The 23,715-nt window shown below is 46.1% G+C and carries 27 protein-coding genes; 23 read left to right on the forward strand and 4 right to left on the reverse strand.

Going from position 1 to position 23,715, the window contains the following annotated elements; genetic code table 11:
* Entirely contained in the window at positions 1-642 is a 642-nt protein-coding gene (locus AB4027_RS05705; RefSeq protein WP_368646360.1) for a YkyA family protein, read from the reverse strand.
* A gap of 236 nt (positions 643-878) precedes the next feature.
* On the opposite strand from AB4027_RS05705, the gene lspA reads away from it, so the two are divergent.
* From lspA to pyrR, 3 genes are read left to right on the forward strand one after another with little or no spacing between them, the layout of a single operon-like run.
* Positions 879-1,355, forward strand: coding sequence for a signal peptidase II (gene lspA / locus AB4027_RS05710; protein WP_368646361.1), 477 nt, complete (start codon positions 879-881; stop codon positions 1,353-1,355).
* Positions 1,356-2,261 (forward strand): RluA family pseudouridine synthase, encoded by a 906-nt coding sequence (locus tag AB4027_RS05715; RefSeq protein ID WP_368646362.1) that lies wholly within the window; start codon positions 1,356-1,358, stop codon positions 2,259-2,261.
* A 22-nt stretch (positions 2,262-2,283) separates the two neighbouring features.
* Positions 2,284-2,829 (forward strand): bifunctional pyr operon transcriptional regulator/uracil phosphoribosyltransferase PyrR, encoded by a 546-nt coding sequence (gene pyrR, locus AB4027_RS05720; protein ID WP_368646363.1) that lies wholly within the window; start codon positions 2,284-2,286, stop codon positions 2,827-2,829.
* A 59-nt stretch (positions 2,830-2,888) separates the two neighbouring features.
* On the opposite strand, the gene srtB is transcribed toward pyrR, so the two are convergent.
* On the reverse strand, positions 2,889-3,662 hold the full coding sequence (srtB, locus tag AB4027_RS05725; protein WP_368646364.1) for a class B sortase: 774 nt from the start codon (positions 3,660-3,662) through the stop codon (positions 2,889-2,891).
* 146 nt (positions 3,663-3,808) lie between these two features.
* Between srtB and AB4027_RS05730 the strand changes: the two genes are divergently transcribed.
* Positions 3,809-4,462, forward strand: a complete 654-nt coding sequence (locus AB4027_RS05730; RefSeq protein ID WP_368646365.1) for a fasciclin domain-containing protein — start codon at positions 3,809-3,811, stop codon at positions 4,460-4,462.
* Between the two features lie 663 nt (positions 4,463-5,125).
* On the opposite strand, the gene AB4027_RS05735 is transcribed toward AB4027_RS05730, so the two are convergent.
* Positions 5,126-6,832 (reverse strand): NFACT RNA binding domain-containing protein, encoded by a 1,707-nt coding sequence (locus AB4027_RS05735; RefSeq protein ID WP_368646366.1) that lies wholly within the window; start codon positions 6,830-6,832, stop codon positions 5,126-5,128.
* A gap of 147 nt (positions 6,833-6,979) precedes the next feature.
* Here AB4027_RS05735 and AB4027_RS05740 point away from each other — a divergent pair, with 147 nt between their 5' ends.
* The 14 genes from AB4027_RS05740 (at position 6,980) to AB4027_RS05805 (ending at position 18,678) form a co-directional block, all read left to right on the forward strand.
* Complete coding sequence (locus AB4027_RS05740; RefSeq protein ID WP_091487288.1) at positions 6,980-7,414, forward strand: MarR family winged helix-turn-helix transcriptional regulator; 435 nt, start codon at positions 6,980-6,982, stop codon at positions 7,412-7,414.
* Positions 7,415-7,457: 43 nt separating this feature from the next.
* Complete coding sequence (locus AB4027_RS05745; protein WP_091487289.1) at positions 7,458-8,060, forward strand: ECF transporter S component; 603 nt, start codon at positions 7,458-7,460, stop codon at positions 8,058-8,060.
* A gap of 148 nt (positions 8,061-8,208) precedes the next feature.
* The gene (locus tag AB4027_RS05750; protein ID WP_368646367.1) at positions 8,209-9,348 is read left to right on the forward strand and encodes a zinc-dependent alcohol dehydrogenase; all 1,140 of its coding nucleotides are present in this window, start codon (positions 8,209-8,211) and stop codon (positions 9,346-9,348) included.
* A gap of 193 nt (positions 9,349-9,541) precedes the next feature.
* Positions 9,542-10,291, forward strand: a complete 750-nt coding sequence (locus tag AB4027_RS05755) for a DUF1510 family protein (protein WP_368646368.1) — start codon at positions 9,542-9,544, stop codon at positions 10,289-10,291.
* Between the two features lie 640 nt (positions 10,292-10,931).
* Positions 10,932-12,215 carry a YcjF family protein gene (locus AB4027_RS05760; RefSeq protein ID WP_368646369.1) on the forward strand — a complete coding sequence of 428 codons (1,284 nt, stop codon included), beginning with the start codon at positions 10,932-10,934 and terminating at the stop codon, positions 12,213-12,215.
* A 162-nt stretch (positions 12,216-12,377) separates the two neighbouring features.
* Positions 12,378-13,334, forward strand: coding sequence for an RluA family pseudouridine synthase (locus AB4027_RS05765; protein ID WP_368646370.1), 957 nt, complete (start codon positions 12,378-12,380; stop codon positions 13,332-13,334).
* A 196-nt stretch (positions 13,335-13,530) separates the two neighbouring features.
* Complete coding sequence (locus tag AB4027_RS05770; protein ID WP_368646371.1) at positions 13,531-14,067, forward strand: Na+/H+ antiporter subunit E; 537 nt, start codon at positions 13,531-13,533, stop codon at positions 14,065-14,067.
* Between the two features lie 24 nt (positions 14,068-14,091).
* A complete protein-coding gene (locus AB4027_RS05775; protein WP_091487300.1) occupies positions 14,092-14,352 on the forward strand; it encodes a monovalent cation/H+ antiporter complex subunit F in 261 nt (86 codons plus the stop codon).
* Positions 14,352-14,657, forward strand: coding sequence for a monovalent cation/H(+) antiporter subunit G (mnhG, locus tag AB4027_RS05780; protein ID WP_368646372.1), 306 nt, complete (start codon positions 14,352-14,354; stop codon positions 14,655-14,657). Before AB4027_RS05775 ends, mnhG begins: the two co-directional genes overlap by 1 nt.
* A gap of 5 nt (positions 14,658-14,662) precedes the next feature.
* Positions 14,663-15,226, forward strand: coding sequence for a DUF4040 domain-containing protein (locus AB4027_RS05785; protein ID WP_091487302.1), 564 nt, complete (start codon positions 14,663-14,665; stop codon positions 15,224-15,226).
* Positions 15,210-15,908 (forward strand): MnhB domain-containing protein, encoded by a 699-nt coding sequence (locus AB4027_RS05790; RefSeq protein ID WP_368646373.1) that lies wholly within the window; start codon positions 15,210-15,212, stop codon positions 15,906-15,908. The genes AB4027_RS05785 and AB4027_RS05790 overlap by 17 nt, the downstream gene beginning before the upstream one ends.
* 84 nt (positions 15,909-15,992) lie before the next feature.
* Positions 15,993-16,349 carry a sodium:proton antiporter gene (locus tag AB4027_RS05795; RefSeq protein ID WP_091487304.1) on the forward strand — a complete coding sequence of 119 codons (357 nt, stop codon included), beginning with the start codon at positions 15,993-15,995 and terminating at the stop codon, positions 16,347-16,349.
* Entirely contained in the window at positions 16,343-17,938 is a 1,596-nt protein-coding gene (locus AB4027_RS05800) for a complex I subunit 5 family protein (RefSeq protein WP_368646374.1), read from the forward strand. The genes AB4027_RS05795 and AB4027_RS05800 overlap by 7 nt, the downstream gene beginning before the upstream one ends.
* 146 nt (positions 17,939-18,084) lie before the next feature.
* Complete coding sequence (locus AB4027_RS05805) at positions 18,085-18,678, forward strand: DUF1349 domain-containing protein (RefSeq protein WP_368646375.1); 594 nt, start codon at positions 18,085-18,087, stop codon at positions 18,676-18,678.
* Positions 18,679-19,259: 581 nt separating this feature from the next.
* On the opposite strand, the gene ndk is transcribed toward AB4027_RS05805, so the two are convergent.
* On the reverse strand, positions 19,260-19,676 hold the full coding sequence (gene ndk / locus AB4027_RS05810; protein WP_368646376.1) for a nucleoside-diphosphate kinase: 417 nt from the start codon (positions 19,674-19,676) through the stop codon (positions 19,260-19,262).
* A 150-nt stretch (positions 19,677-19,826) separates the two neighbouring features.
* Here ndk and AB4027_RS05815 point away from each other — a divergent pair, with 150 nt between their 5' ends.
* The 5 genes from AB4027_RS05815 (at position 19,827) to AB4027_RS05835 (ending at position 23,686) form a co-directional block, all read left to right on the forward strand.
* Positions 19,827-20,249: a hypothetical protein gene (locus tag AB4027_RS05815; RefSeq protein WP_368646377.1), complete on the forward strand. Its 423-nt coding sequence runs from the start codon at positions 19,827-19,829 to the stop codon at positions 20,247-20,249.
* An 89-nt stretch (positions 20,250-20,338) separates the two neighbouring features.
* Positions 20,339-21,046: an SDR family NAD(P)-dependent oxidoreductase gene (locus AB4027_RS05820; RefSeq protein WP_368646378.1), complete on the forward strand. Its 708-nt coding sequence runs from the start codon at positions 20,339-20,341 to the stop codon at positions 21,044-21,046.
* 127 nt (positions 21,047-21,173) lie between these two features.
* Positions 21,174-22,148, forward strand: a complete 975-nt coding sequence (locus tag AB4027_RS05825) for an SWIM zinc finger domain-containing protein (RefSeq protein WP_368646379.1) — start codon at positions 21,174-21,176, stop codon at positions 22,146-22,148.
* Between the two features lie 16 nt (positions 22,149-22,164).
* Positions 22,165-22,329, forward strand: a complete 165-nt coding sequence (locus AB4027_RS05830) for a hypothetical protein (protein WP_368646380.1) — start codon at positions 22,165-22,167, stop codon at positions 22,327-22,329.
* Positions 22,330-22,472: 143 nt separating this feature from the next.
* Positions 22,473-23,686 (forward strand): IS3 family transposase gene (locus AB4027_RS05835; protein WP_245746652.1). Its coding sequence is split into 2 segments (ribosomal slippage): positions 22,473-22,758 and positions 22,758-23,686, totalling 1,215 coding nucleotides; the frame shifts between segments, so codons are not numbered across the junction.
* Positions 23,687-23,715: the final 29 nt, after the last annotated feature.

Raw genomic sequence — 23,715 nt, forward strand, 5'->3', positions numbered from 1 at the left:
TTATTCTTCGCTGAGTTCAGTTTCAATAGACGATTGCAGTTCAGACAAGCGTTCGTCCAGATCGACAAGGATTTCATCCAGGTTCATTAATGGTTCTCTCAAGCTTTCACGTTCTTCATTGAGTGTTTCGATGCCATTGACAAAGTCGTCGTATGTGGCTTCTTCATCTGAGATCTCCGCAAAGAATTCTCTTTCACCTTCTAAGGTTTGATAATAAGAGTCGACATAAGTGGAAAGACTTTCTTCAAAATCGTCCACGACCGTATCGACTCCTTGGATCTGTTCCTGATCCAGGCTTTCGCCGTCATAAGTTGCCAGGATCTCCTGCTGAGCTTCCATATCATTTTCCACGGCTTCCAGATCGGCTAAGATTTCTTCTCTTGCAGTGATATTTTCAAAGACAGGGGACGATTCATCCTGCAGTGTCGCTAATTCCTCATCTGTTTCAAGGGTTTCACTGAACAGTTTCTGCAGCTCGGTCTCTGTTTGTGCCAGTTGATTGATATCTGCCACCGCTTCATCTGTGATGCGTTCGATTTCAGTTGTCGCTTCCTGCACTTCGCCCAGGTTTTCTGAATCACAGCCGGCCAGTACGATCGGCACCGCTGAGAGTGAGAGAAGGACCCACTTTTTAGTTGTCATTTAATAATCTCCTTTAGCAGTTTAGTCTCATAATTATAATTTAAAGTATCTTGTAGAGTATAGCAAATATTTACCGTAAATAAAACGCTTTTATACAGATTTTGTTCTAATCTAATAATATTGTAAAAGAAATAGCTCTTTATCCTGAGATTTATATGGATATAAGTAAATCAAGGTAGGTTTTGACTCGAAAATATTGTACAATAATAGAAAGTTCACTAATAAAGGAGTTCACTATGCTGATATATTATATAATTTCACTTATTATTGTCGGGATCGATCAGTTCACGAAATACCTGACTGTTCAAAACATCCCCTTACATGAAACACTGGAAGTCATTCCTTCCTTTTTATCCTTCACCTATTACCAGAATACGGGTGCGGCCTGGAGTATGCTGGAAGGTCAGATGATTTTCTTCTATATCGTCACCCTGATCGTTATCGGTGTCATCGTGTATTACATGCAGACTTACGGTAGACAGAACAAGGTTTTTGCCTTTTCGCTGAGTCTGATCCTGGGTGGGGCTGTCGGGAACTTCATCGACCGGCTGTTCCTTCAATATGTGGTCGATATGATCCGCGTCGAGTTCATTGATTTTCCAATCTTCAATGTGGCGGATATGTCTTTGACCATAGGTGTGACATTGATGGTGATTTACTTGTTCTTTGACGAATGGAAAGAATACAGACAGAAGAAAGTTGGAAAGAATTAAATGGATAAGACAAAAACATTTCACATATCAAATGAAACCGGACGCCTGGATAAATTCTTGAGTGACGAATTAAACGAACATTCACGCAGTCAGGTCCAGTCCTGGATCAAAGAGGGTCTGGTCACTGTCAACGACGAAGAAGCAAAGGCAAACTACAAGATCCAAAACGGAGACATCATCCATGTCACGATGAAAGAGCCGGAAGAGATCGACGCACAGCCGGAAGATATCGCCATCGATATCGTTTATGAAGATGCCGATGTCGTTGTTGTCAATAAAGCATCCGGCATGGTCGTCCATCCGTCTATCGGTCACGCAAGCGGGACCCTGGTCAATGCGCTGTTGTATCATGTGAAAGATCTGTCAGGGATCAACGGAAAAATCCGTCCCGGCATCGTTCACCGTATCGATAAAGACACCTCAGGTCTTTTGATGGTGGCTAAAAACGATCTGGCTCACGAAAAGCTGGCTGAACAGCTGCAGGAGAAGACAGCCAAACGGGAATACATCGCTTTAGTCCATGGCGTCATCGAAAACGACAAAGGGACCATAGATGCCCCGATCGGCAGAGACCCGAAAAATCGTAAAAAATTCACCGTCATTCAAGGCGGCAAAGAGTCCGTGACTCATTTTGAAGTGATCGAGCGTTTCAGCGAATATACGTTGCTGCGTTTGAATCTGGAAACTGGACGCACACATCAGATCCGCGTGCATCTGGAATATATCGGTCACCGTATGGCCGGTGACCCTTTGTATGGGCCTCGAAAAACACTGGAAGGGGAAGGGCAGTTCCTTCATGCCGCATCCTTGTCATTCGTCCATCCCAGAACTGGGGCACATTTGACATTCACAGCACCCCTGCCGGATGACTTTAATGAAACACTTGACTGGGTAAGACGACGTTAAAAAAGTGAAAGGAGACTGACTGATGTCAAAAATCGTATCTATTCTCGATGCCGTGGCACTGAACCGTGCATTGACTCGTATCTCATATGAAATCATCGAACGGAACAAAGGGACCGACAACCTTATCCTCGCGGGGATCAAAACACGAGGGGTGTTCATCGCCAGACGGATCGCCGAGAAGATCGAAGAGATCGAAGGCAAGGCCGTGCCTGTAGGAGAACTGGACATCACGCTGTACCGCGATGACCGACATTTTCCCGAGGAAGTGGAAGATCCGGAAGTCAAAGGTCAGGCGTTCCCTGTTGACGTGAAAGGTAAAGTTGTGATTTTAGTGGACGACGTCATCTACACTGGACGAACGATCCGTGCCGCCATGGATGCTGTTATCGATCTGGGACGTCCGGAAAAAATCATGGTCGCTTCACTTACGGATCGAGGTCATAGAGAGATCCCGATCAAAGCTGACTTTATCGGGAAAAACATCCCGACATCAAAACAGGAGCAAGTCAAAGTCTCCATGAAAGAATATGACGGCAAAGATGCAGTAGAAATCATCAAGCCGGATTAATCAGTACACATAAAAAGATGCCCGTGAGGATTCGAAACTCACGGGCATCTTTTTATTACTTAATCTGTGACTTCATATGCATGGACATAGACGCGACCGTCATCGACCGAATAGTTACAGGATATCAGGGTCAGCAGTTTCTGATCCTCTTTGAATTCCGATTCGATAGGGTAGGCTGAGTCAGCTTTTAACTTTTCATAGTACGTTTTCAGTTCGTTATCTTCGAAAGAGGTCCTTATATAGTCGGAACCGGCGGACGCGATGTGAACGGAGAAGATTTTATACGTACGATCCGTGTACGGATCCTGAAAACTGATCGTCGGATTCTTTTTGGTAAAGTCTTCTGTCATGAACTTTTCCAGGTCTGCAAACATCAGTCCGGTCTGGGTGTAGTGACCATATAAAATAGTGTGGTCGTCCAGGCCCATCCCGACATTGCGGTAGTCCATGAAAATCGAGCCCAGGATATGTTCCTCTTTATAAAAGTCGTGTTCCAGGTAGAATTCATTATCCTGTCCTCTGACGACAGGGTAGTCGATGACGGTTCCACCGATTTTGAGCCAGCCCACGTAATCTGAATTCAGTTCATAATAGTCGGCTGACGGGTTGGCCAGGAAGGAAAATGCGTTGGATCCTGGAACAGGCTCATCTGGTTCAGACGTCTCCACCGGAAAAATCGAGGCTTCGGTTGGTCGCGTTTCACTGATACTGATATCAGTAGTTGGAGGAGGGACGTCGGCCGTAGAGGATTGTTCCAAATGTGAACGGATACTTAGGTTGAGAAGCAGCAGAAACACTGTCGCCAAAGCAAGCAGAAGTGTTTTTCTTTTCATCGCGATCCCTCCTTTGAAAAAGATTAACAAATTATCATTAATTCGAGGTGTTTAGAATTGACTCTGTTATTTTATATCTTTCTTATAGGGTTGTAAAGTTGTTGAGTCAATTTTACCATCTTATACCAGAGAAGGAGAGTGTCACCATGTCAAAATTTGTCAAAGGATTTTTGTCGTTTGTAATCGCTTTCGCACTCACGTTTGCTCTCGCCCCAACCGCATTTGCTGACAATCATGTAGATGGAGAACAGGACATCGTCGAGATCGCTTTAGGGAACGATGATTTCAGTATTTTGGTCTCTGCATTACAGAAAGCTGAACTTGTTGAAACCCTTCAGGGTGAAGGACCCTTCACAGTCTTCGCACCAACCAATGCAGCTTTTGAAGACTTACTGGCCGCATTAGACATTACAGCTGAAGAACTGCTGGCTCAACCAGATCTGGCAAACGTCTTGACTTACCACGTTGTACCTGGCAAAGTTTTGGCCGGTGACTTAACTGACGGTATGGAAGCTGAAACAGTCAATGGAGAAATGCTGACATTCGACTTAAGCGGTGACCCTATGGTAAATGACTCAATGATCGTGGACACAGACATCGAAGCAACAAATGGTGTGATTCACGTGATCGACACAGTCCTCGTTCCTGAAAACTTTGAACTGCAGGAAGTAGATATGGAAGAAGAGGACGTGCCTGAAACGGGTATCGAATCCAACTCGATCTTACTGTTTGGTATGATCGCAGCTGCAGCAGCCTTTGCATTCGTCTTAGTCTACAAACCACTTAAAGAGGAAAAATAATCACTCAGTAACTAATTGAATAAAGACGAGCAGCAGTCCAGAGATACGTTACTGGGCTGCTGCTTTTTTTTAATGATCAAGTACTTGTAGGGATCGCATCTATCAAAATGCTATGTAACAATTATTTTTTGAGAGACTGAGAGACTAAGGGGCAATTATTATTTATTATATCCATGTTTCAGATATAAAGTCTGTATTCGACAAGTAGGATTGCCGTTTAGTTTCCTAAGTGCTGAAAAGGGCATTCTTCGGTAAGTTAGAAGCTTTGAATGGATCCAAACTGTCGAAGTTGGGCACTGTTCGGTAGATAGGATGTTTTTGTAACGCGCTACTTACCGAAGAACTGTCTATTCGGTAAGTAGGATGCATTTCTTGATCTCAACGTGTCGAAACCATACTGACTTCGGTAAGTAGAGGAGCAGATCCTGCAACTACTTACCGAATAACGGCAACTTCGACAGGTTGAGCACTTAAATCAAATCTAACTTGTCGAATACACCACTTACCTGCTCTGTATGATGGCGATACGCGCTCGCAGCGTGTATCTTCCACTTAAAAACTAATTTTGATGAAACTGGCCGGGCCAGTTTCGACCCTAAAAATTCAGTCAAAAGTGAAAAAGCCGTATTCAGGTTCATTTCACCTGAATACGGCTTTCCTCATTTAGCTTTTTGGTTTGAGTTCGCGGACTTTCTCATCACTCGGCGTCACGTAATAGGTCGACTGACCTTCATAAATGACATAGCCGGGTTTGGCTCCGTTAGGCTTTCTGATGTGCTTGACCTGGACGACATCCACCGGAACGGAAGAGGACAGGCGATACTTGCTGTAATAAGCTGCCAGTACGCAGGCTTCCTCGATCGTTTCTTCGGACGGATCCTCGTCCTCGATGATTACATGGGATCCTGGGATATCCTTAGCGTGAGCCCACCAGTGTTTTTTGTGCGCCTTTTTCAGCGTCAGTTCGTCGTTCTGGGTATTGTTCTTGCCGACCAAGATACTGATGCCGTCTGACGAAACAAAGGCTTCCGGTTTGGATTTCTTGTTTTTCTTTCTGCGGTCTTTCTTGCTTTTTTTCTTCTTCAGATAATCGCCTTCCCGCAGTTCGTCGCGAATGTCTTCGATGTCCGAGGTGGAGGCGATGGACAGCTGCGTGAGCAGGGTATCAAAGTAATTCAGTTCGTGGCGGGTCGATTTCAACTGTTTTGTTAAATGACTCTTGGCACTCTTCAGCTTCTGATAGCGCGAGAAGTAGTACTGGGCATTTTCAGCCGGTGTTTTCTGCGGGTCCAGATCGATTTCAAGCGGTGCTTCTTCTTCATAAAAGTTTGGAAGGGTGATCTTGTCGTCGCCCTGATTCACTTCATGAAGATAGGCCGTCAGCACTTCGCCTTTCACTTTATACTCATCAGCTTTTTCGGTCTGCTGCAGCTCTTTCTTCAGTTTCTGGATCTTTTTCTTGTCCTTCTGATACAGGTTTTTAACGAGGTGACTCAGATCATTCGACTGCTGGTGGACACGATCACGTTCTGCCTTGTTCTGGTAATAGCGGTCCATCAGTTCACTCAAAGAACCGAATGGGATTTTTTCACCATCAAGATGCAGATAAGGCAGGGGAGAAAAGTATTCCTTCTGTCCGTCTCGCGTCAAGGTCGGTTCAAGCTTATTGGATTTAAACGGCGCCATGAAGTGCTGAAAGACGGCTCCAGGTGCATCATCGGTGTGCGTGTCCATCCGATACGCCAGTTCTTTAGCTGAATCTTTACCGAAGCCCTGGAACGTCTGCTGGATCCACTTCACTTTATCCTTATAGTCTAGGTCCGCAACTGGAAAAGGTCCGTCATAGTCAAACGGATTTTTCCTGTCCTGACTAGGGGCTTCTTTGTATTCAGCTCCGGGAAGCAGAGTGCGGTAAGTATTCTGACTCGAAGGGACATGACGGATCGCGTCCACCAGTCTATTGTCTTCTGTATTGACGAGCAGGACATTACTGTGCCGACCCATGATCTCAACGATCAGGTTAAGGTATTCCGTGTCGCCCAGTTCATTGCGTCGCTTGAAGGTGAAGGTCAGGATACGGTCATTCTCTTTCTGTTCGATCGCTTCGATGATTGCGCCATCCAGGTACTTCCTGAGGACCATGCAGTAGTTAGGTGGCTGAGCAGGATTCTCAAAAGGGATATCTGTCAGCTGGACCCTTGCATACTGAGGATGAGCGGACAGCAGCAGGGATTTATTTTTTCGGTTGGCACGGATACGCAGGATCACTTCATTATCATAAGGCTGCTGGATCTTTGTGATGCGTCCGCCACTCAGTTCTTCTTCTAATTCATTTCTTAAACCATAGACAAATAAGCCGTCAAAAGACATATTTCGTCACTCCTATCTATAAAAAACTCTTTTTCAGTATAGCATTAAATAATAGGCCATACCAACTTTCATCTTTTCATTGCTCATTCACGGACATCGTGCTATAGTTGACGTATACAAATAAACGACTTTAGAAAGAGGGGTATCATGGAAAGCACAGAGAAATCACTTCAATTACTGGAAAAAGTAACCGAATTCAATCATCACTATAAATATTTGACCGATCATTTGCTGCATGAACTGGGACTGTCCCATTCAACCATCAATCTGATCGAACTGATCGGTGACGATGAAATGACTTTGAAAGAAATCACAAAGAAAAGCCGTCTGGATAAATCGACCGTCAGTCGCCAGATGAACGCGTTAGTGCGGAAAGAACTGGTCACCAAAACGGCAGGCACCGATAAACGCTATGTTTATTTCAAACTGAACGACAAAGCCAGTGAGGTCTTCAAAAACTATCACACCCAGCTGGAGGAGAAATTTCAGAATATCCTTTCCGGTTGGACCGAAGAGGAAGCGCATATGCTGACCGTGTTACTCGGACGACTGAACCGAAGCATGACCAACCGTATGAACTGATCTCTGCATATTGAAACTGATCCAGACAGAAAGAGGTAACGTTATGACATTGAACCGCAAAAAATCTAAACCCCGTCGTATTGCTCTGCTTGGTATACTGACGGCTATTATTCTTATTCAGAACTTTGTACCCTTCTTAGGGAACATCCCGATCCCTCCCTTGAATCCGACCATTATTCATATCACTGTCATCGTCGCCACCTTGACGATGAGCACGACAGACGGCATGATCATCGGCGGTATCTGGGGCGTGACCCGAATGATCCGTGCCTATACGATGCCGGCCTCACCGCTGGATCTATTACTGTGGACCAATCCCATGATCGCGGTGATTCCGCGCATACTGATCGGTCTCTTTACCGGCTGGGCGTATGCCTTCTTTAAACGTCTCTTCTCGGAAAAAGACAAACTGGCCCTGGCGAGTGCGTCTGTCGTCGGCTCCTTTACGAACACCGTTTTCGTCCTGCTGTTCATTTATCTCTTTTACGGAGAGACTTATGCACAGGCTATCGATGTCGACATGAGTAATCTGATTGGCGCGCTGGGTGTGATAGTCGGAACGAACGGTGTCGCAGAAGCGATCGCCGCTGCCATTATCGCTCCACTGGTCACGATCCCGTTAAGAAAAATCACCTATCAAAAATAATTTCTATATAAAGCCCCGCCGTCTTCCTTTCGCGATCAGAGAGTAAGACGGCGGGGTTTTTTTCTGTCTTCAGGGGCTATCAGTTTTAATCATCTTAATATAGTGCTAAATTCTTAGTGTATACAAAATTTAAAGGAGGAAAAGTGTTATGCGCGCAGTTACGTTTCAAGGCAAACAGAAAATGGAAGTTACGTCTGTTCCCGACCCGACGATAAAAGACCCGACCGATGTGATCATCCGCGTCACTTCTACAGCGATCTGCGGTTCTGACCTGCACCTTTATCATCACGGGAAAATGCTCCTTGATAAAGATTATGTGGTCGGCCATGAACCAATGGGGATCGTGGAAGAAGTAGGACCCGAAGTGAAGACCCTCAAAAAAGGCGATCGGATCGTGGTCCCGTTCAATGTCAGCTGCGGACACTGTCACTACTGTACCCATGATATGGAAAGCCAGTGTGACAATTCCAACAAGAATCCGGAGTCAGACTTTGGTGGCCTGTTCGGCTTCGGCAAGTTGAACGGTGATTACCCCGGCGGACAAGCGGAATTCATGCGTATCCCTTATGCAGACCAGACCTCATTCAAGATCCCTGATGACTCTGTGCCCGACGAAAAAGTCCTCTTCCTGTCTGATATCGTTCCGACAGCTTTCTGGAGTGTGGAACATGCCGGCGTAAAGAAAGGGGACACCGTTATCGTCCTGGGGTGCGGACCGGTCGGCCTTCTGGCTCAGAAATTTTCAAAATTGGCAGGAGCTAAACGCGTCATTGCTGTGGATCACGTGACCCATCGTTTGAATTATGCGGCTGAAAAAATAGGCGTTGAGACCCTGAACTTTGACGAAGTGGACTTTCCCAGCTTTGCCCTGAAAAATATGACCGACGGCGGTGCCGATGTCGTTATCGACTGTGTCGGTATGGACGGTAAGCAGCGAAAGATAGAAAAAGTGACCAATCTGATTTCTGCCCAGTCAGGAACCACGAGCCCGATCGAAATGGCAAGTATCGCGGTCAAGAAATTCGGTACGATCATGATCACCGGCGTATATCTGACCCCGGCAGCGAACTTCCCGCTCAACCTGATTTTCTCACGTAACATCACGGTCAAGTCCGGTCAGTGTCCGGTCCCGCATCTGATGCCTAAGTTGTATGACATGATCATGAAGGAAGAACTCGATCCGATGGACATCATCACGCATATCATGCCGCTGGAACAGGCTTCTGTGGCGTATGATATTTTCGATAAAAAAGAAGACAACAACATTAAGATCGTTTTGAAACCGTAAGCGGATGCTTCTGCTGAAATCTTTCCCGATAGATTAGTTTTTCGGGAAAGATTTTCTTTACGCCGGAAGGGAAGACGGAAACACTCCCGCAAAGAATGTCGTTGCTTTGTTATCTTAATTACTCACTAAAATCGTTATAATATGGTACACTTTTAAAAGAGTTTCTTACATAAGATTAGAAAGGAAGAACGTCATGAGAAAAACACGCGCGAATAAAAACAATCCGAATGATCCGAAAAATAACAGTAAGATCGAAAAAATCTATTATGTGGTCATTGGACTGCTGGTCGTTATTTTAGGCGGTCTGGTCATCTTTATTTTCGCCAACCAGGATGATGTCGTCACGGACGAGGACCAAAACGGTACGCAGGATTCTGAACTGGTTTCTGAAACTGATGAAAATGCGTCATCTGAAGGAACAGAAACAGACGAAAATACAGATGAAGAACCGGCGGCTGAAGAGGAAGCGGCTGAGGAAGGCACCGTAGATCAGGAGGTCGATACGGAAGCCGAGGAAGCAGTTGAAGAAGCCGAAACCGAAGAAGAACCCGAAGAAAATACAGATGAAGAAACCACTGAGGAACCGGCGGATACAGAAGAAGCACCTGAAGAAGAAACAGCAGACGAAACTGAGACAGAAGAAGAGACAACCGATGCAGACATCAATGCCGATGCACCGCTGAACGAAAGCTACAACATCAACTTCAGCGACGGATCCAGTGACCGTAACGCCATTGAGCAAAATGCCAGTGCAGTCAGCGGCATCAGCCAGAGCGACATGATCACCTGGTGGGTAGGAAACAATGGTCCTGGCCGTGCCTTTACAGTCGTTTCAGACAGTGGAAGAAACACTGTTTACCGCGTTTATCTCCAGTATGGTGAAGATGCTTGGCACGTTACAGCTGCCGAAGAACTTGACAGCGTCCCCTCAGAATACCGCTAAACTCTAACTGAATATTTCGTGAGCTTCTAAAGGACCCAGTGATGCTGGTGATTTCTTTAGAAGCTTTTTTTAGTGATTTAAAAGGAACAAAATGAGCCCGCTCATTTTGATATCCTTATTTTGTTTCGGTTTGGTCGTTAAGTCAGGATGAGGTGATCCTAATGACAGAAGTTCAGCATGTTCGACAGGTTCATACAGATGTGTCAAACGTAAGTACCGAAGTGTGGCCACCTTCGGCTGATAGGACATGTTTGTTCAAAACTAAGTGTCGAAGTCGGGCTTCTTCGGTAAGTAGAGATAGCTTTCTCGACTCAAAGTGTCGAACCGGGCCCATCTTCGGTGCTTAGGAATCGCTGCTCCAAACGTAAGTGTCGAAGTTCGACAACTTCGGTCGATTCGAACTGTTTATCCAAACGTAAGTGCCGAACCGGAAAAACCTTTCGGCTTATCCGTCTCCTGATCCTCTTGGAACAAGCCGAACTTTACGCTTTTCGGCTTGTTCCTTCCTCATAGTGACCCCAACAGGTCGAACAGCCAAATCACAACAGAAACATAAACCATACTCACCAAGAGACTGTTCTCTTTCGTCAAATCAGGCGCTTCATGGTAAACTAGTGTTAAACACTCTAGGAGGGTGACGATGAAGAAACCAAACAGTAAATACAATATGATCCAGGAAATCTTAGAAAAAACAGAAGCAGAAGTCGAAAAAATGCCGCCGGTCAATATCCTGATCGCGGGGAAGACGGGGGTCGGGAAGAGTACGCTGATCAACAATGTGTTCCGGGAAAAGCTGGCGGACACGGGTATCGGTAAACCCGTCACGAAGCATTTGCGGCGGATCACGAAAGAAGGTATACCGATTGTTCTGTACGATACACGCGGTCTGGAACTGCAGGAAAAGATCCAGAAACAGGTCATAAGGGAGATCTTCGACCTGGTCGAGCAGAATAAGAATTCCAGAGAGGCGATCCATGCGGTCTACTACTGTATCCAGGCGAATTCGTCACGGATAGAAGACACGGAGATCGAGATGATCAAAGAAATCTCAGAGATCCTGCCTGTGATCCTCGTTCTGACGCAGTCCATCGGGAAGCCGGCTGATGAGTTCAGCCGATACCTTGAAAACATGAACCTGCCCGTGGCGGCGGTGCAGAATGTGATGTCGGAACCGTATGAGATCTCAGATGATTATGTGATCCCGCGTTTTGGACTCAAGCAGCTGATCGAGAAGACGCTGCAGCTCATCCCAAAGGAGAGCAGGGAGGCTTTTAACAATGCCCAGCAGGCCGATATCGAACGCAAGGCCAAAGCCGCCAGACGCTGGGCTTCACGCTATGTTGCGACGACATTCGGTGTCGGCTTCGCACCCATCCCGTTTTCAGATGCTTCCTTGTTAGTCCCGATGCAGGTGACCTTGCTGGCCCATATCACCGCCATCTTCGGGATCTCGCTGGACAAGTCGACCATCGTCAGCATCATTGCGGCGGTCGGCGGGACCGGATCGGCGACGATGATCGGGAAAACAGTCGTGGCCAACGCCTTTAAATTCATTCCGGGAGCAGGGACCATAATAGGCGGGATCATCAGCGGAACGACGGCGTCCATCGTGACGAGTGCGCTGGCACTCAGCTACATCGAAGTCTTGAGCATCATCGCGACCAAGGAAAAAGAGGGCGAGAGCATCGACTTGGGCCTTTTAGAACGTCTGATGCGCAGCCAGTTCAAGAAGAACCTGAAACTCGACCGCAGCGAATTGAATACCAAAGAACTCGAATTCGATAACGATGACGCGCTGAACGATGCTTACAGCACTTATTCGGATCTGGAAGATGAAACGCGTAACGCCGTGCCGCTGCCAAAAAAAGTATCCCGTGCGGTCAATAAGTTTGTCAAAGATCATCTGCCTTTTAAAAGAGAATAGATAGACAGGGAATTAGAAAACCGAGCGGACTCAGTCACTCGGTTTTTTGCTGCTTCGGAAAAAATTTAGAGGATAGGTCAACTTTCTCATCGTTTATTCGCTTATTTCAACGCGTTTTTCTGTTATACTACTAAAGAGTCAACAACTATAGGAGTGAATATTATGAGTAAAAAGCGCAACAATCGTCCTAAAAATAAAAACAAAAAAACGGACAAGCTACGTAAAGGTACGACCCAGATCGACAAACGCGGGATCACCAACTACACCATAGATGAAGAGACGACTTTACTGCCGTTTCTTTTAAAAACCATCACCAACAAGAGCCGTAATTCAGTGAAATCCATCCTGACCCGCGGGCAGGTGTCGGTCGACGGGGAAGAAGTCACACAGCACAACCACCCGCTGAAACCCGGCCAGGTCGTCGGTATTTTAAGCAACAGAGAAAATAAAAAACGCTCGGAATTGTCCGGTTTGGACATCCTGCATGAAGACCAGGACATCATCGTGATCAATAAAGAAGCCGGTCTCCTGTCTGTCGCGGCAGACGATCCATTGGAACCGACGGCTTATAATCAGCTGAGCGACTACGTCAAAAAAGAAAATCCCGACAACAAGATCTTCGTGGTCCACCGTCTGGACAGAGACACATCAGGCGTCATGCTGTATGCCAAATCAGAAGAGATCCAGCAGGCTCTCCAGAACGACTGGAAGAACACCGTGAAAGAGCGTATCTATACGGCGCTGGCTGAAGGCAGTGTCAAAGAAGAGCAGGGCGAGATCTCATCCTGGCTGAAAGAAAGCAAAGGCATCAAAATGTATTCCAATCAGGAAGACAACGGCGGCAAACACGCTGTGACCCATTACCGTAAAGTTTTGGGCAACGAAAATTATTCCCTTTTAGAAGTGGAACTGGAAACCGGACGCAAACATCAGATCCGTGTGCATTTGAAAGACATCGGGCATCCGATCGCTGGAGACAAACTCTACGATGCGGAAACGAACCCGATCAAACGTCTCGGTCTGCATGCGACCACACTCGTTCTGGTCCATCCGGGCACGAACAAACTGGTCCGCTATACCTCAGAAGTTCCGGGTTCTTTCCTGAAGCGAGTCAAATAGCAGAAAACAGTTTTTTCTGTCTGACCGGGAATATCTTATAGTTTGAGAGCCGTCCGTTATTTGTTAGACTATAAAAAAGCAGAACAATCAGTTTAAAAAGTAAACGATGCTTGGATATTGGACACATCTAAAGAACACCCTTGTTTATTCGCTTTCAGCTACCGAGAATCGAAACAACCAGGAAAGAGGTATTTTTGTGAAGGCATATATGCGGACGATCTGGGATGACCTTGTAAAAAACAAGGTCATCATCATTTTATTATCTCTTGTGTGGATCCTGCTGTTTGAAGAGTTCACCCTCTTCATTTCCCTGACCGGTCTGTTCATGGCTATAGTGGTGGTTTTATTTACCAACCGTTTCATGTTGAAAGGGGACTACCAGCATACCTATATGATCGGACTCCTGACCTTAGCGGAGTATGGGGCCCGGCTGCTCACAGGCATCTGGCTGGCCGGCTTTGAAGTGATCCCTTATATCCTTTCCGGGAAAACGGACGTCCAGATCATTTCGTGTGAGACAAAACTGTCGGACGAACTGCTGATCAATATTTTGGCCAATTCCATCACGTTGACACCGGGAACGGTCACTGTTGAAAAAAAAGGAAACCAGCTTCGTGTTCTAGCCCTGAATCCACCGGCAGAAGATGGCGATCCGCGGGATGTGATCCCTTATAAACTGGAGAATGTGCTGCTGCGTTATGAAAACAAGCTGAAAAAAGGATATAGACCATGACGACTAAAGAGAGAAGGGGATAAGATGGACTTCAATGAATTTGTGTTGATCACCGTAGCCGGGCTTTCTGTGTTTGGGTTAGGCCGTGTACTGATCGGGCCAACCATTTGGGACCGCATGCTTGGCTTTTCAGTTTTTTCTTCCAAGGTCATCGTGGCTACTGTGATGATCGGTGTCCTGTATAAACGCACGTTCTTACTCGATGTCGCCCTCATATACGGCGTTCTCGGGTTCCTCAGCACGATCATGATCTCCCGATTTGTCGAGAAAAGAGGCGATATATGATGGAGCAGTGGATAGACTGGGCTGCCAACCTTATCATTATCGTCGGACTTGTCTTCATGGCTCTGGGCGTTCTTGGGATCTACCGGTTCTCGGATTACTTTTCGCGGATCCTGGTCACTTCCAAAGTCGATACAGTCGGTTTCATCACAATTATGACCGGTCTGATCATCAAGCATGGTTTTGAATTTTTCAGCGGGAAGATCCTGCTTATACTGACACTTTATATGGTCACTAACCCGATCGCCACTCATGCGATCACCCGCTCGGCCCATATCAGCGGATACCGGATCAAGAAGGAGAGATAAGGGATATGTTTCAAACCTTTCTGCTTATTGCTTTACTGGTCTTTGCCAGTTTTGCTGTCTTTTCAGACAACATAAAGCGGTCAGTCATCTATTTAGGTGTTTTTTCACTCGTCACGGCAGTCACATACCTGCATTATAATGCCCCGGACGTTGCCCTAGCGGAAGCGGCCATCGGTGTGGGGCTGTCGACCGTCATGTATTTAGTGGCGACGAAAAAGCTGTCTATTTATGACATCTGTTACGTGAATGAGGACGTCGAAACGTTCAACGACCAGAGTATCGGTGAGATCATGGATACAGTCGTCCGTCCACTTGAACGATTTCTGGAGCGGACAGAAGATTTTGAACCGCAGCTGGCCTATACGAATCATCCGATCGAACAAATCATGCAAGAAGACGATCATGATATTTACATCCACCGAAAAGGCGATCTGACTTATTTATACGGAAATAAAAGTGACCAGGTCTTTCAGGATATCGTGGCAAATATGCACGAGGTGATCAGAGATAACCAGGATATCAGGGTCATTTACATAGATGAGGTGACTGACAGTGAAAGAGACGAATAAAGCGGTCAAAGTCATCCGGGTAGTCTTTGCCGCAGCAAGTGCCTGTCTTGTTCTGTTCCTTTTTCTCAATCATTCTGAAAAACTGGACACGCCACTCAGGGAGTACATTACAGCAAACTTTTTTGAAGAAACAGGCGCTCAGAATGCCGTGTCTGCCATCTACCTGAACTATCGGGTATTTGATACACTGCTGGAAACGCTGATGCTGCTGGTTTCCGTTATGGAAGTGATCAACGTCTCCTGGGCAGGCAAACAAGCCAGACAGCGCACGTTTGAAACTGAACCGTTCGATCCTAAAGACCATTCTGAAATCGTGCTTCGCATGGTGGGGGTCATTTACCCGTTCGTGCTGCTGATCGGATTGTATATTATTTTCAACGGTCATGTCTCTCCCGGCGGCGGGTTCCAAGGCGGGGCCATTCTGGCGACAGCATTGATTTCACGTTATCTCGTTTATCCAAACTTTGATCTGGATCTGGACAGGCTGGAAAAATTTGAAAAACTGCTTTTCCTGGCCATTGCGGCAACGCCGATCCTTTATATCTTCATGCAGATCCAACCTGTCGATACGCTTTTTTCACATCAGGTCTACATGGTCTTCATGAATAGCCTGATCGGTCTGAAGGTCTTTGCCGGTTTGAGTGTCATTTTTTATCGCTTTGTCTTTTATGAAGGCCGGTAAGCAAACCTGATCGAAAGGCAGCCGCCCGACAAGTCAACTGATCGAACCGACCGCACCATACTTCAGGAAAAGAAGGTGAAACCAGTGAATTTTATTTTTGGAGAAGTTGCCGGGATTCTGATATTTTTTATTGGTCTCTGCGGCTTAATGATCAAAAAATCGATCGTCAAGACGATCATGGCTCTGACAGTCATGGAATCCGGCATTATTTTATTCTACATTACTATCAATTATACACCTGACACCATCCCTCCGATCGGACAGGCTCAGGAAGCAGCATTTGCTGATCCTGTCCCGGCGGCGTTGATGATCACGGCGATCGTGATCGGTATTGGCATCACAGCGATCGGGTTGACCATGTTTATGCATTATAAACAGGAACATGGCATCACCCATTGGACGAGAGACAGAAATCAGCAGGGAAGTGAACGCAAGTGTTAGGGATCTTTGTGTTAGCACCGATACTCATTGGAACGATCGCGTATATCATCCGGGACACATGGGCAAAACCCTTGCTGTTCCTTTTTCAGTTCTCCTATGTGGCCTTTGCTTTCAGCCAGTTCCTGTCTGTCAAAGCCAACGGACCGATCATCTGGAATACCGGGGGATACACGGACGGTCTTGCTTTAAGTTTATTCGCCGATTCTCTTTCGATTTTTATGGTTCTGATGACGTCGTTCATCTACTTGGCGTTTCTGATTTTTGCCGTCAACGCTGACTACTTTCATTCAAAGTTCTATTTCATGTTCCTGGTCCTGGAAGGTCTGATCATGGGGCTGTTTCTGTCGAGCGACTTGTTCAACATCTTTGTCTTTTCAGAAGTGTCGACGGTCGTGGTATCGATCCTGATCATGCTCAACAAAGAGAAGCAGGCCATTTATGACGGCATGATCTACTTTTTCGTTAACGTCATCGGGTCATCTTTTCTGCTGTTCGGGGCAGGCATGATCTACCGCACATTCGGCCTGCTCGATATCCGGGCTGTGAGTGCCGCCATGCCGATGCTTGAAGAGCCCCAAGCCATGATCCTGCCTTATGCGATGATGATCGTCACTGTGTCGAACAAAACAGCCGTCATGCCGCTCTTCAGCTGGCTTCCCAAAGCACACGGGACACCGAGTGCACCCCCGGTCATTTCCGCGGTGTTAAGCGGGTTGTATATCAAGAGCGGGGTATACCTGTTTATCCGGTTCAATCAAATGTTCGCACCGGTCATCGATATGCAGTCATTCTTTTTCTGGGTCGGCTTTTTCACGTCGGTTATGGGTGTCATCATGGCCTTGGGACAGCGGGATATCAAACTTTTCCTGGCTTATTCCACAGTGTCTCAGGTCGGACTCATCGTGGTCGGATTAAGTATGGGGTCTAATGTGGCATATTGGGGGGCGGTCTATCATATCTTCAATCATGCGCTCTTTAAATCCACTCTTTTCCTGACTTCCGGTCTGATCGAAAAAGAGTATAAAACAAGGAATATCCATGAGATCAGAGGCCTCTTCAGGCGCATGCCCTGGGTAGGCGCTGCCACTGCTTTTGCTGTACTCGGCATTACCGGCGCTCCTTTTTTCAATGGCAGTATTTCAAAATACATGATCGCGAACGGGACAAAAGATACGGGGATCACTCTCTTACTCAACATCATCAATTTAGGAACGATCCTATCTTACGTCAAGTATTCAGCCATGCTGTTTGGAAAAAGCAGGGAAGAGCAGCCGGGCAAACCGGAGCGCATCGCTGCTGCCACTGCTTTCGTATTGGGAGTCATCTCACTGTTTACCGGCTTATTCGGCGAATTTTTGACCGAATTCTTCTTCGGCATCGAACTGCAGGTCGATACGGCAGAATATATCAAGAAAAGCCTAGTCTATGTATTCATGCTCATTGCCGGTGTTGCGTTCTATAAAGGCCTGCTCAAACGGGACCGGATCCTTGAGCGCATCGGGACGACTGAACTGACCTTTAACGGCATCATTACAGTGATGACTGGCTACTTCATCACTATCCTGGTCTTTTTGTCCAGTGTCCTATAGGAACCAAAATGAGGAAAGAGAGCGATCGCTCTCTTTTTTTTTTACTAAAGATGAAAAATATAAAGCCTGATCCTTTTATTTTTGCACCAAGTCAAGCTACAATTAACTTATCATCACTTCGAGACAAACTAAGGGGGGAACGGAACATGACAGAACATTTCTTGAATAAAGAACTTACTACACTCAATGCACCGAAAAAGATGGAACAGACCGACGAAAGCCTAGTGATTCATACCGAACCGGGGACGGATCTCTGGCAGCGGACGTATTACGGCTTTCAGAACGACAATGCGCCGATGGTTCAGACCCAGACAGATGAACCGTCCTTTTCATTCGTCACAAAAGTCGAGAATGAAAGCAGTCACCGTTTTGACCAGGCAGGGATCGTGGTATATCTGGATTCAGATAACTGGATCAAGGCGTCGTCAGAATACGAGAACGAAGACTACCAGCGTCTGGGAAGCGTCGTGACGAACGGCGGATACTCAGACTGGGCCAGTCAGGATATCGACGCGGCGATCACGACTGTCTGGTATCGGCTCAGCCGCAGAGGACCGGACTTCCGGGTGGAGTATAGCCTGGACGGCACAAATTTCAAGCAAATCCGTATCTGCCATATGGATAAAGGCGACGCAGACGTTTCCTTTGGTGTGTATGCCTGCAGTCCAGAAAATGGCTCCTTTAAAGCGACCTTCAGCGAGATGACGATCGGACCCGGCGTATGGGAAGCGCATGAATAGGAGAGAGTCTATACAAAAGCTGCAGAGGTTAGTGTAGACCAGCAAAAGGGATAATTTATTTTAAGCTTTTATAGTTTTTTGACTGGGTTCGGTAAGTTAGACCAGTTTTTTGTAACGTAACTGTCGAAGTCGGTCAAGTTCGGTAACTAGCCGGCGTAATCCTTGATCTACTTACCGAAGTAAGCACCTGTTCGACACTTTGAAAAGAAATCGGTCGTTCTACTTGCCGAAGAAGGGCCCATTCGGTAAGTAGGATGACTTGATGCATAGCTATCGACCGAATAGGCCGTACTTTCGACACTTACAGCTAAGCCTAGCTAACCTACTTGTCGAAGTTCCCCACATTCGGTAGTTAGCCGAGAGTCTCCTTTAGATAACTGTCGAACTAGGGAGTATTTAGACCCGCCGGACTGAATAACCTCTAACTCTTGCAGCTCGCTTGCCTTGAAAGTGAATCAGATCGGTAAACGATTTATATTTCTGCAATATAAACAAAGCATACAACGGGGCTTATATTTATCGCAGAAATTATTTAACAAAAAAAGAGCTGGAAGCTTCCAGCTCGACCTTATTTCACTTCATTACTTCTCGTACAGTTCACCAAACCACAGCATCATTTCCCGCTCGGCACTTTCGACTGAATCCGACGCATGAATCGTGTTTTCCGTCTTGTCTTTTCCGTAAAGGGTACGGATGGTATTGGGGCGGGCGACCTTCGGATCGGTGTCACCGACCAGCTCACGTACGCGGTGGACCGCATCTTCACCATCGATCACACAGACGACCAGGGGGCCACGTGTGATATAGTCCAGCAGTTTATTGAAAAATGGCTTATCAGCCAGTTCAGCATAGTGCTTGCGTGCCAGTTCCATATCGGCCTGCATCATTTTCAGACGGCTGATGCGTAGATCATTACGTTCAAATTCTTTCAACAGATGGCCCGTCAGATTTCGTTCGACCCCATCCGGTTTGATAATGACCAGTGTGCGTTCTTCCATTCAAACATCCTCCTCTAAATTATTTCTAATTTCAGCTTATCACATTAATACGAAACTTTGAAAAAAAGACTCTCGAAACTGTAAGCCATTTCAAGTAGAATAAATATAGATAAGTGTTACATAAAATATTTTTATAGAAAGGACGACAAGATGACACACCATCTAAGATACTTAGCGCTAACTGGAGCACTACTCACTTTAGCGGGATGCGGCACGGATGAAGACGTTTCAAAAATCCAGATCGAGCCTATCTCACTGCTGCGTATAAAAGACGGAAGCGACGAGACCGAAGCACCACGACATATCCAGATCAGACCTGAACAGAAGAAGGTCAGTGTCTTCGACGGCTTTGATGACACTGATGAGGACGTTGATGGTTTTGAAGACTTTGAGAATGATGAAGGGTATGAGAACCATGAGCTTGTCACCTATGACGTCTCAGACGAAACGATCGACATCAGTTACGACAATAGGAGCCTTTCTTTGACTGACATCGACAACCGTCAGTATGAAGACGAAGAAGGCAATATCTATCAGATGGAGTTTTACACCGAAAATTACGAAGACGACTAACATTTCAATTTTATTCAAAGTAATTTATGCATGAAGAAAATAGGCCTAACTTTCAGATCAACTGAACTTATTTAAGGGAGGAAACATTAATGATAGACATCAAAAACAAATGGACACTTATAACGGGAGCGAGTCGAGGGATCGGACGGGAGATCGCTTTAGCCATGGCAAAAAGGGGCGCCAACGTCATCGTCCACAGCCGCGAACTCGCACACACGGAATCGCTCGTGGAAGAGATCAGACAGCTTGGCGTGAATGTCTTTTCTGTAGCAGCGGAACTGTCGAATGAAGAAGCGGTCAGAAACATGGCCGACACGGTTTTAGAAAAAGCACCGGTTTCTATCCTCTTCAATAATGCGGGCGTCCAGCCAAAGAGTCAGGACCCGTACTGGCAAGTGGACGCGAATGACTACTTATGGACCTATAAAATAAACGTGATCGCTCCGATGCTACTCATTGAAAAATTCCTTCCGGGCATGGTGGAACAGAACTTCGGACGGATCATCAACACCACTAGCGGCATCAAGAATCAGCCCGCTCAAGGCGCTTATGCAGCGTCAAAAGGGGCGCTGGACAAGCTGACCAGAGACTACGCCGGCGAACTGAAAGGCAAAAACGTGACGATCAATGCCGTCGACCCCGGCTGGATCAAAACAGATATGGGCGGATCACAGGCATCTCACTCGGTGGAAACCGTCATCCCGGGCATGATCCTTGGCGCCTTTGTTAAAGAAGACGTCAGCGGCCAGTGGCTTCAGGCCCAGGACTTTAGAGGACAAAGCCTGGAAGAAGCCTGAGAAAAGCTTGAAAAAGACCTGAACTAAAAAGGAGACCAGTCGTGTGGTCCCGAAACATCCGGTTATTAGGGGCCGCAGACTACTTATTAATGACTGAATCATATTATCCAGAAAAGAGGTGAGCGAGATGAAACTGACTGCATTCGAAACCGAGATCGATTCAAAAATCCTTGACCGGGGGCTGGACTACTTCAAGCGAGACAAAATACTGGACGTCAAAAAAAACGACGACCGGCATTATACTTTTACTGTCGAAGGGACGAAACCCTATACCGTCACCGTGACGTTCGCCGAGGACCGGAACACCATCACGCATACTCAGTGTGACTGTCCTTATGACAAGGGACCTTTCTGCAAACACCAGGTGGCGGCCTTTTACCATTTATCTGTGAGCCTTGGTTTAAAAGGAATGGGCATCAACGACACGAACCTGCGCCTGAGTCTCTCACGGCTCTATAAAAACGAACTGATCGAGCTGCTCGTTGAGATGGCTGTGAAATACCCGTCCGAGCAGGAATACCTCCTGATGAAGCATGCCAAGTACCGTCTGTATCCGGACCTGCGCTACCTGAAAATGAACTTTGTCGAAAAGATCGAGTTTTACCTCAACGGCAGAGATGATCTGACTTCCTATACCTTGATGGACGTCACCGATGACCTGGCTCAAGTGGTCGACATCGCCCGAGAGATCGACGAACTCGTCCTCTTCTTCAACACACAGCTTTTCTTCTATACCGAAGTCCTGATGATCAAAGAATACACGCAGGACCAGTTCGGCAGCATCGATGCCTTACTTACATACATCCTATTTGAGATGCAACAGCGGCTGGATCAGCATTCATTCATCACATCAGCTAAAAAATCCAATATCGTCGTCACTCTGGAAATGACCCTGGACCACAAACTCTACGACACGCACATGCAAAAATCCGTCCAGCTCATCGATGCCTTCAAAGACTACCTGGAAGAAGACCTCCCCAGAAGAAAGTACATCGCACTCATAAACAAGAAGATGGACATCTGTAATCAGATGGGGGACGGAACGAACTATAAAGAGCTCGAACAGTTGAAACAGTATGTCGAGCAGTGGTATGGGGGCTAAAAGGAGACGGTCGATAATGGGAAGATTTAACAGCTTGACACAGTACATACCGATGATCGCATCAGACAGCATCGGTATGTGGGTCATTGATGAAGAGAATCACGGAACACCGGCGCATCCGATCCAGATGCCCTATGTTGAGCACTTATTTCGGACATCTTTTTTCTTTTTCTTCACCTAGACACATTCAGAAGCCATTCACCAAAAAAAAGTTCAGGCTCTGTAATCGGTTCACGTTTTTTTGAAGGCTTGGATAGGTTACACTGAGTTGGACAGAAAAGATAAGGTGTGTATACTAAAAGAAACACACTGGAGGAATCTATTATGTCAACGCGTAGAAAGAGACGCAATTACTCAGATGAATTTAAACATCAAATCGTAGACCTGCACAAAGCAGGAAAACCTAGAAATGAAATCATTTCAGAATACGAACTCACTCCTTCCACTTTTGACCGCTGGGTCCGCGAAAATACTAACTCTGGTTCTTTCAAAGCACAGGATAATTTGACCCCTGAACAAAAGGAACTGAGAGAGTTAAAGAAGCGAAATGCTCAACTAGAAATGGAAAATGATATTTTAAAGCAAGCGGCGCTGATATTCGGGCGAAGGTCGAAGTAATTAAAGCAAATAAACATAAGTATTCTATATCAGCGATGTGCCGTGCCCTTAAAATCAACAGAGGATCTTATTATTATGAAGCCAAAAAGAAAGAAAGTGAGTCAGAACTCGAACAAGCAATCATTGAAGAATTCGCAAGAAGTAATAATGCCTTCGGCACGCGAAAATTGAAGCCTGTACTTGAAAAGAGAGGATTTACTGTCTCTCGCCGTCGTATCGGTCGTATAATGAGAAAATTTCATCTCGTCTCAAAATATAATCACCCCTCGTACAAACCCCAGAGAACCGGTGTTAATCAAGCTAGAATAGAAAACATCCTGAACCGTGAGTTCTCTCAAGAAGAACCGATGAAAGTAATCGTCACAGATTTGACCTACGTCAAAGTCGCAACCAGCTGGTTTTATGTGTGTTTCATCCTGGATTTATTTAATCGTGAAATCATTGGTTATTCCGCTGGACCGCATAAGACCGCTGAATTAGTCATGCAGGCCATGGCGACAGTTAAGGGCGATCTACATATGGTGAACACTTTTCATACCGATCGAGGAAAAGAGTTTGATAACCATACGATTGATGAATTATTGGATACCTTTGATATTGAACGCTCGTTAAGTAGAAAAGGAAACCCGTATGATAATGCCGTAGCGGAATCGACATATAAATCGTTTAAGTTTGAATTTGTCTACGACAACCGATTCGATACACTCTATGAACTGCAGGTCCAACTTATGGACTACGTCCATTGGTGGAATAATTTTCGTCCGCATGGCGCACTAAACTACGAATCTCCCATAGACTATCGTAAAACTTGGGAAGAAGAACAGTCTGAAAATGGAAAATCTAAGTCATTCGTCTATCGGTCGGCCACTGAGTCAAAACAGTATGGGACCAGGACGGAAAGGGTGGTCTTGCCCTTGTAGTCGTGGACACAGACTGTTACATTAATTAG

The sequence above is a fragment of the Alkalibacterium putridalgicola genome (genome assembly GCF_040959045.1).
GTDB classification, from domain to species: domain Bacteria; phylum Bacillota; class Bacilli; order Lactobacillales; family Carnobacteriaceae_A; genus Alkalibacterium; species Alkalibacterium putridalgicola.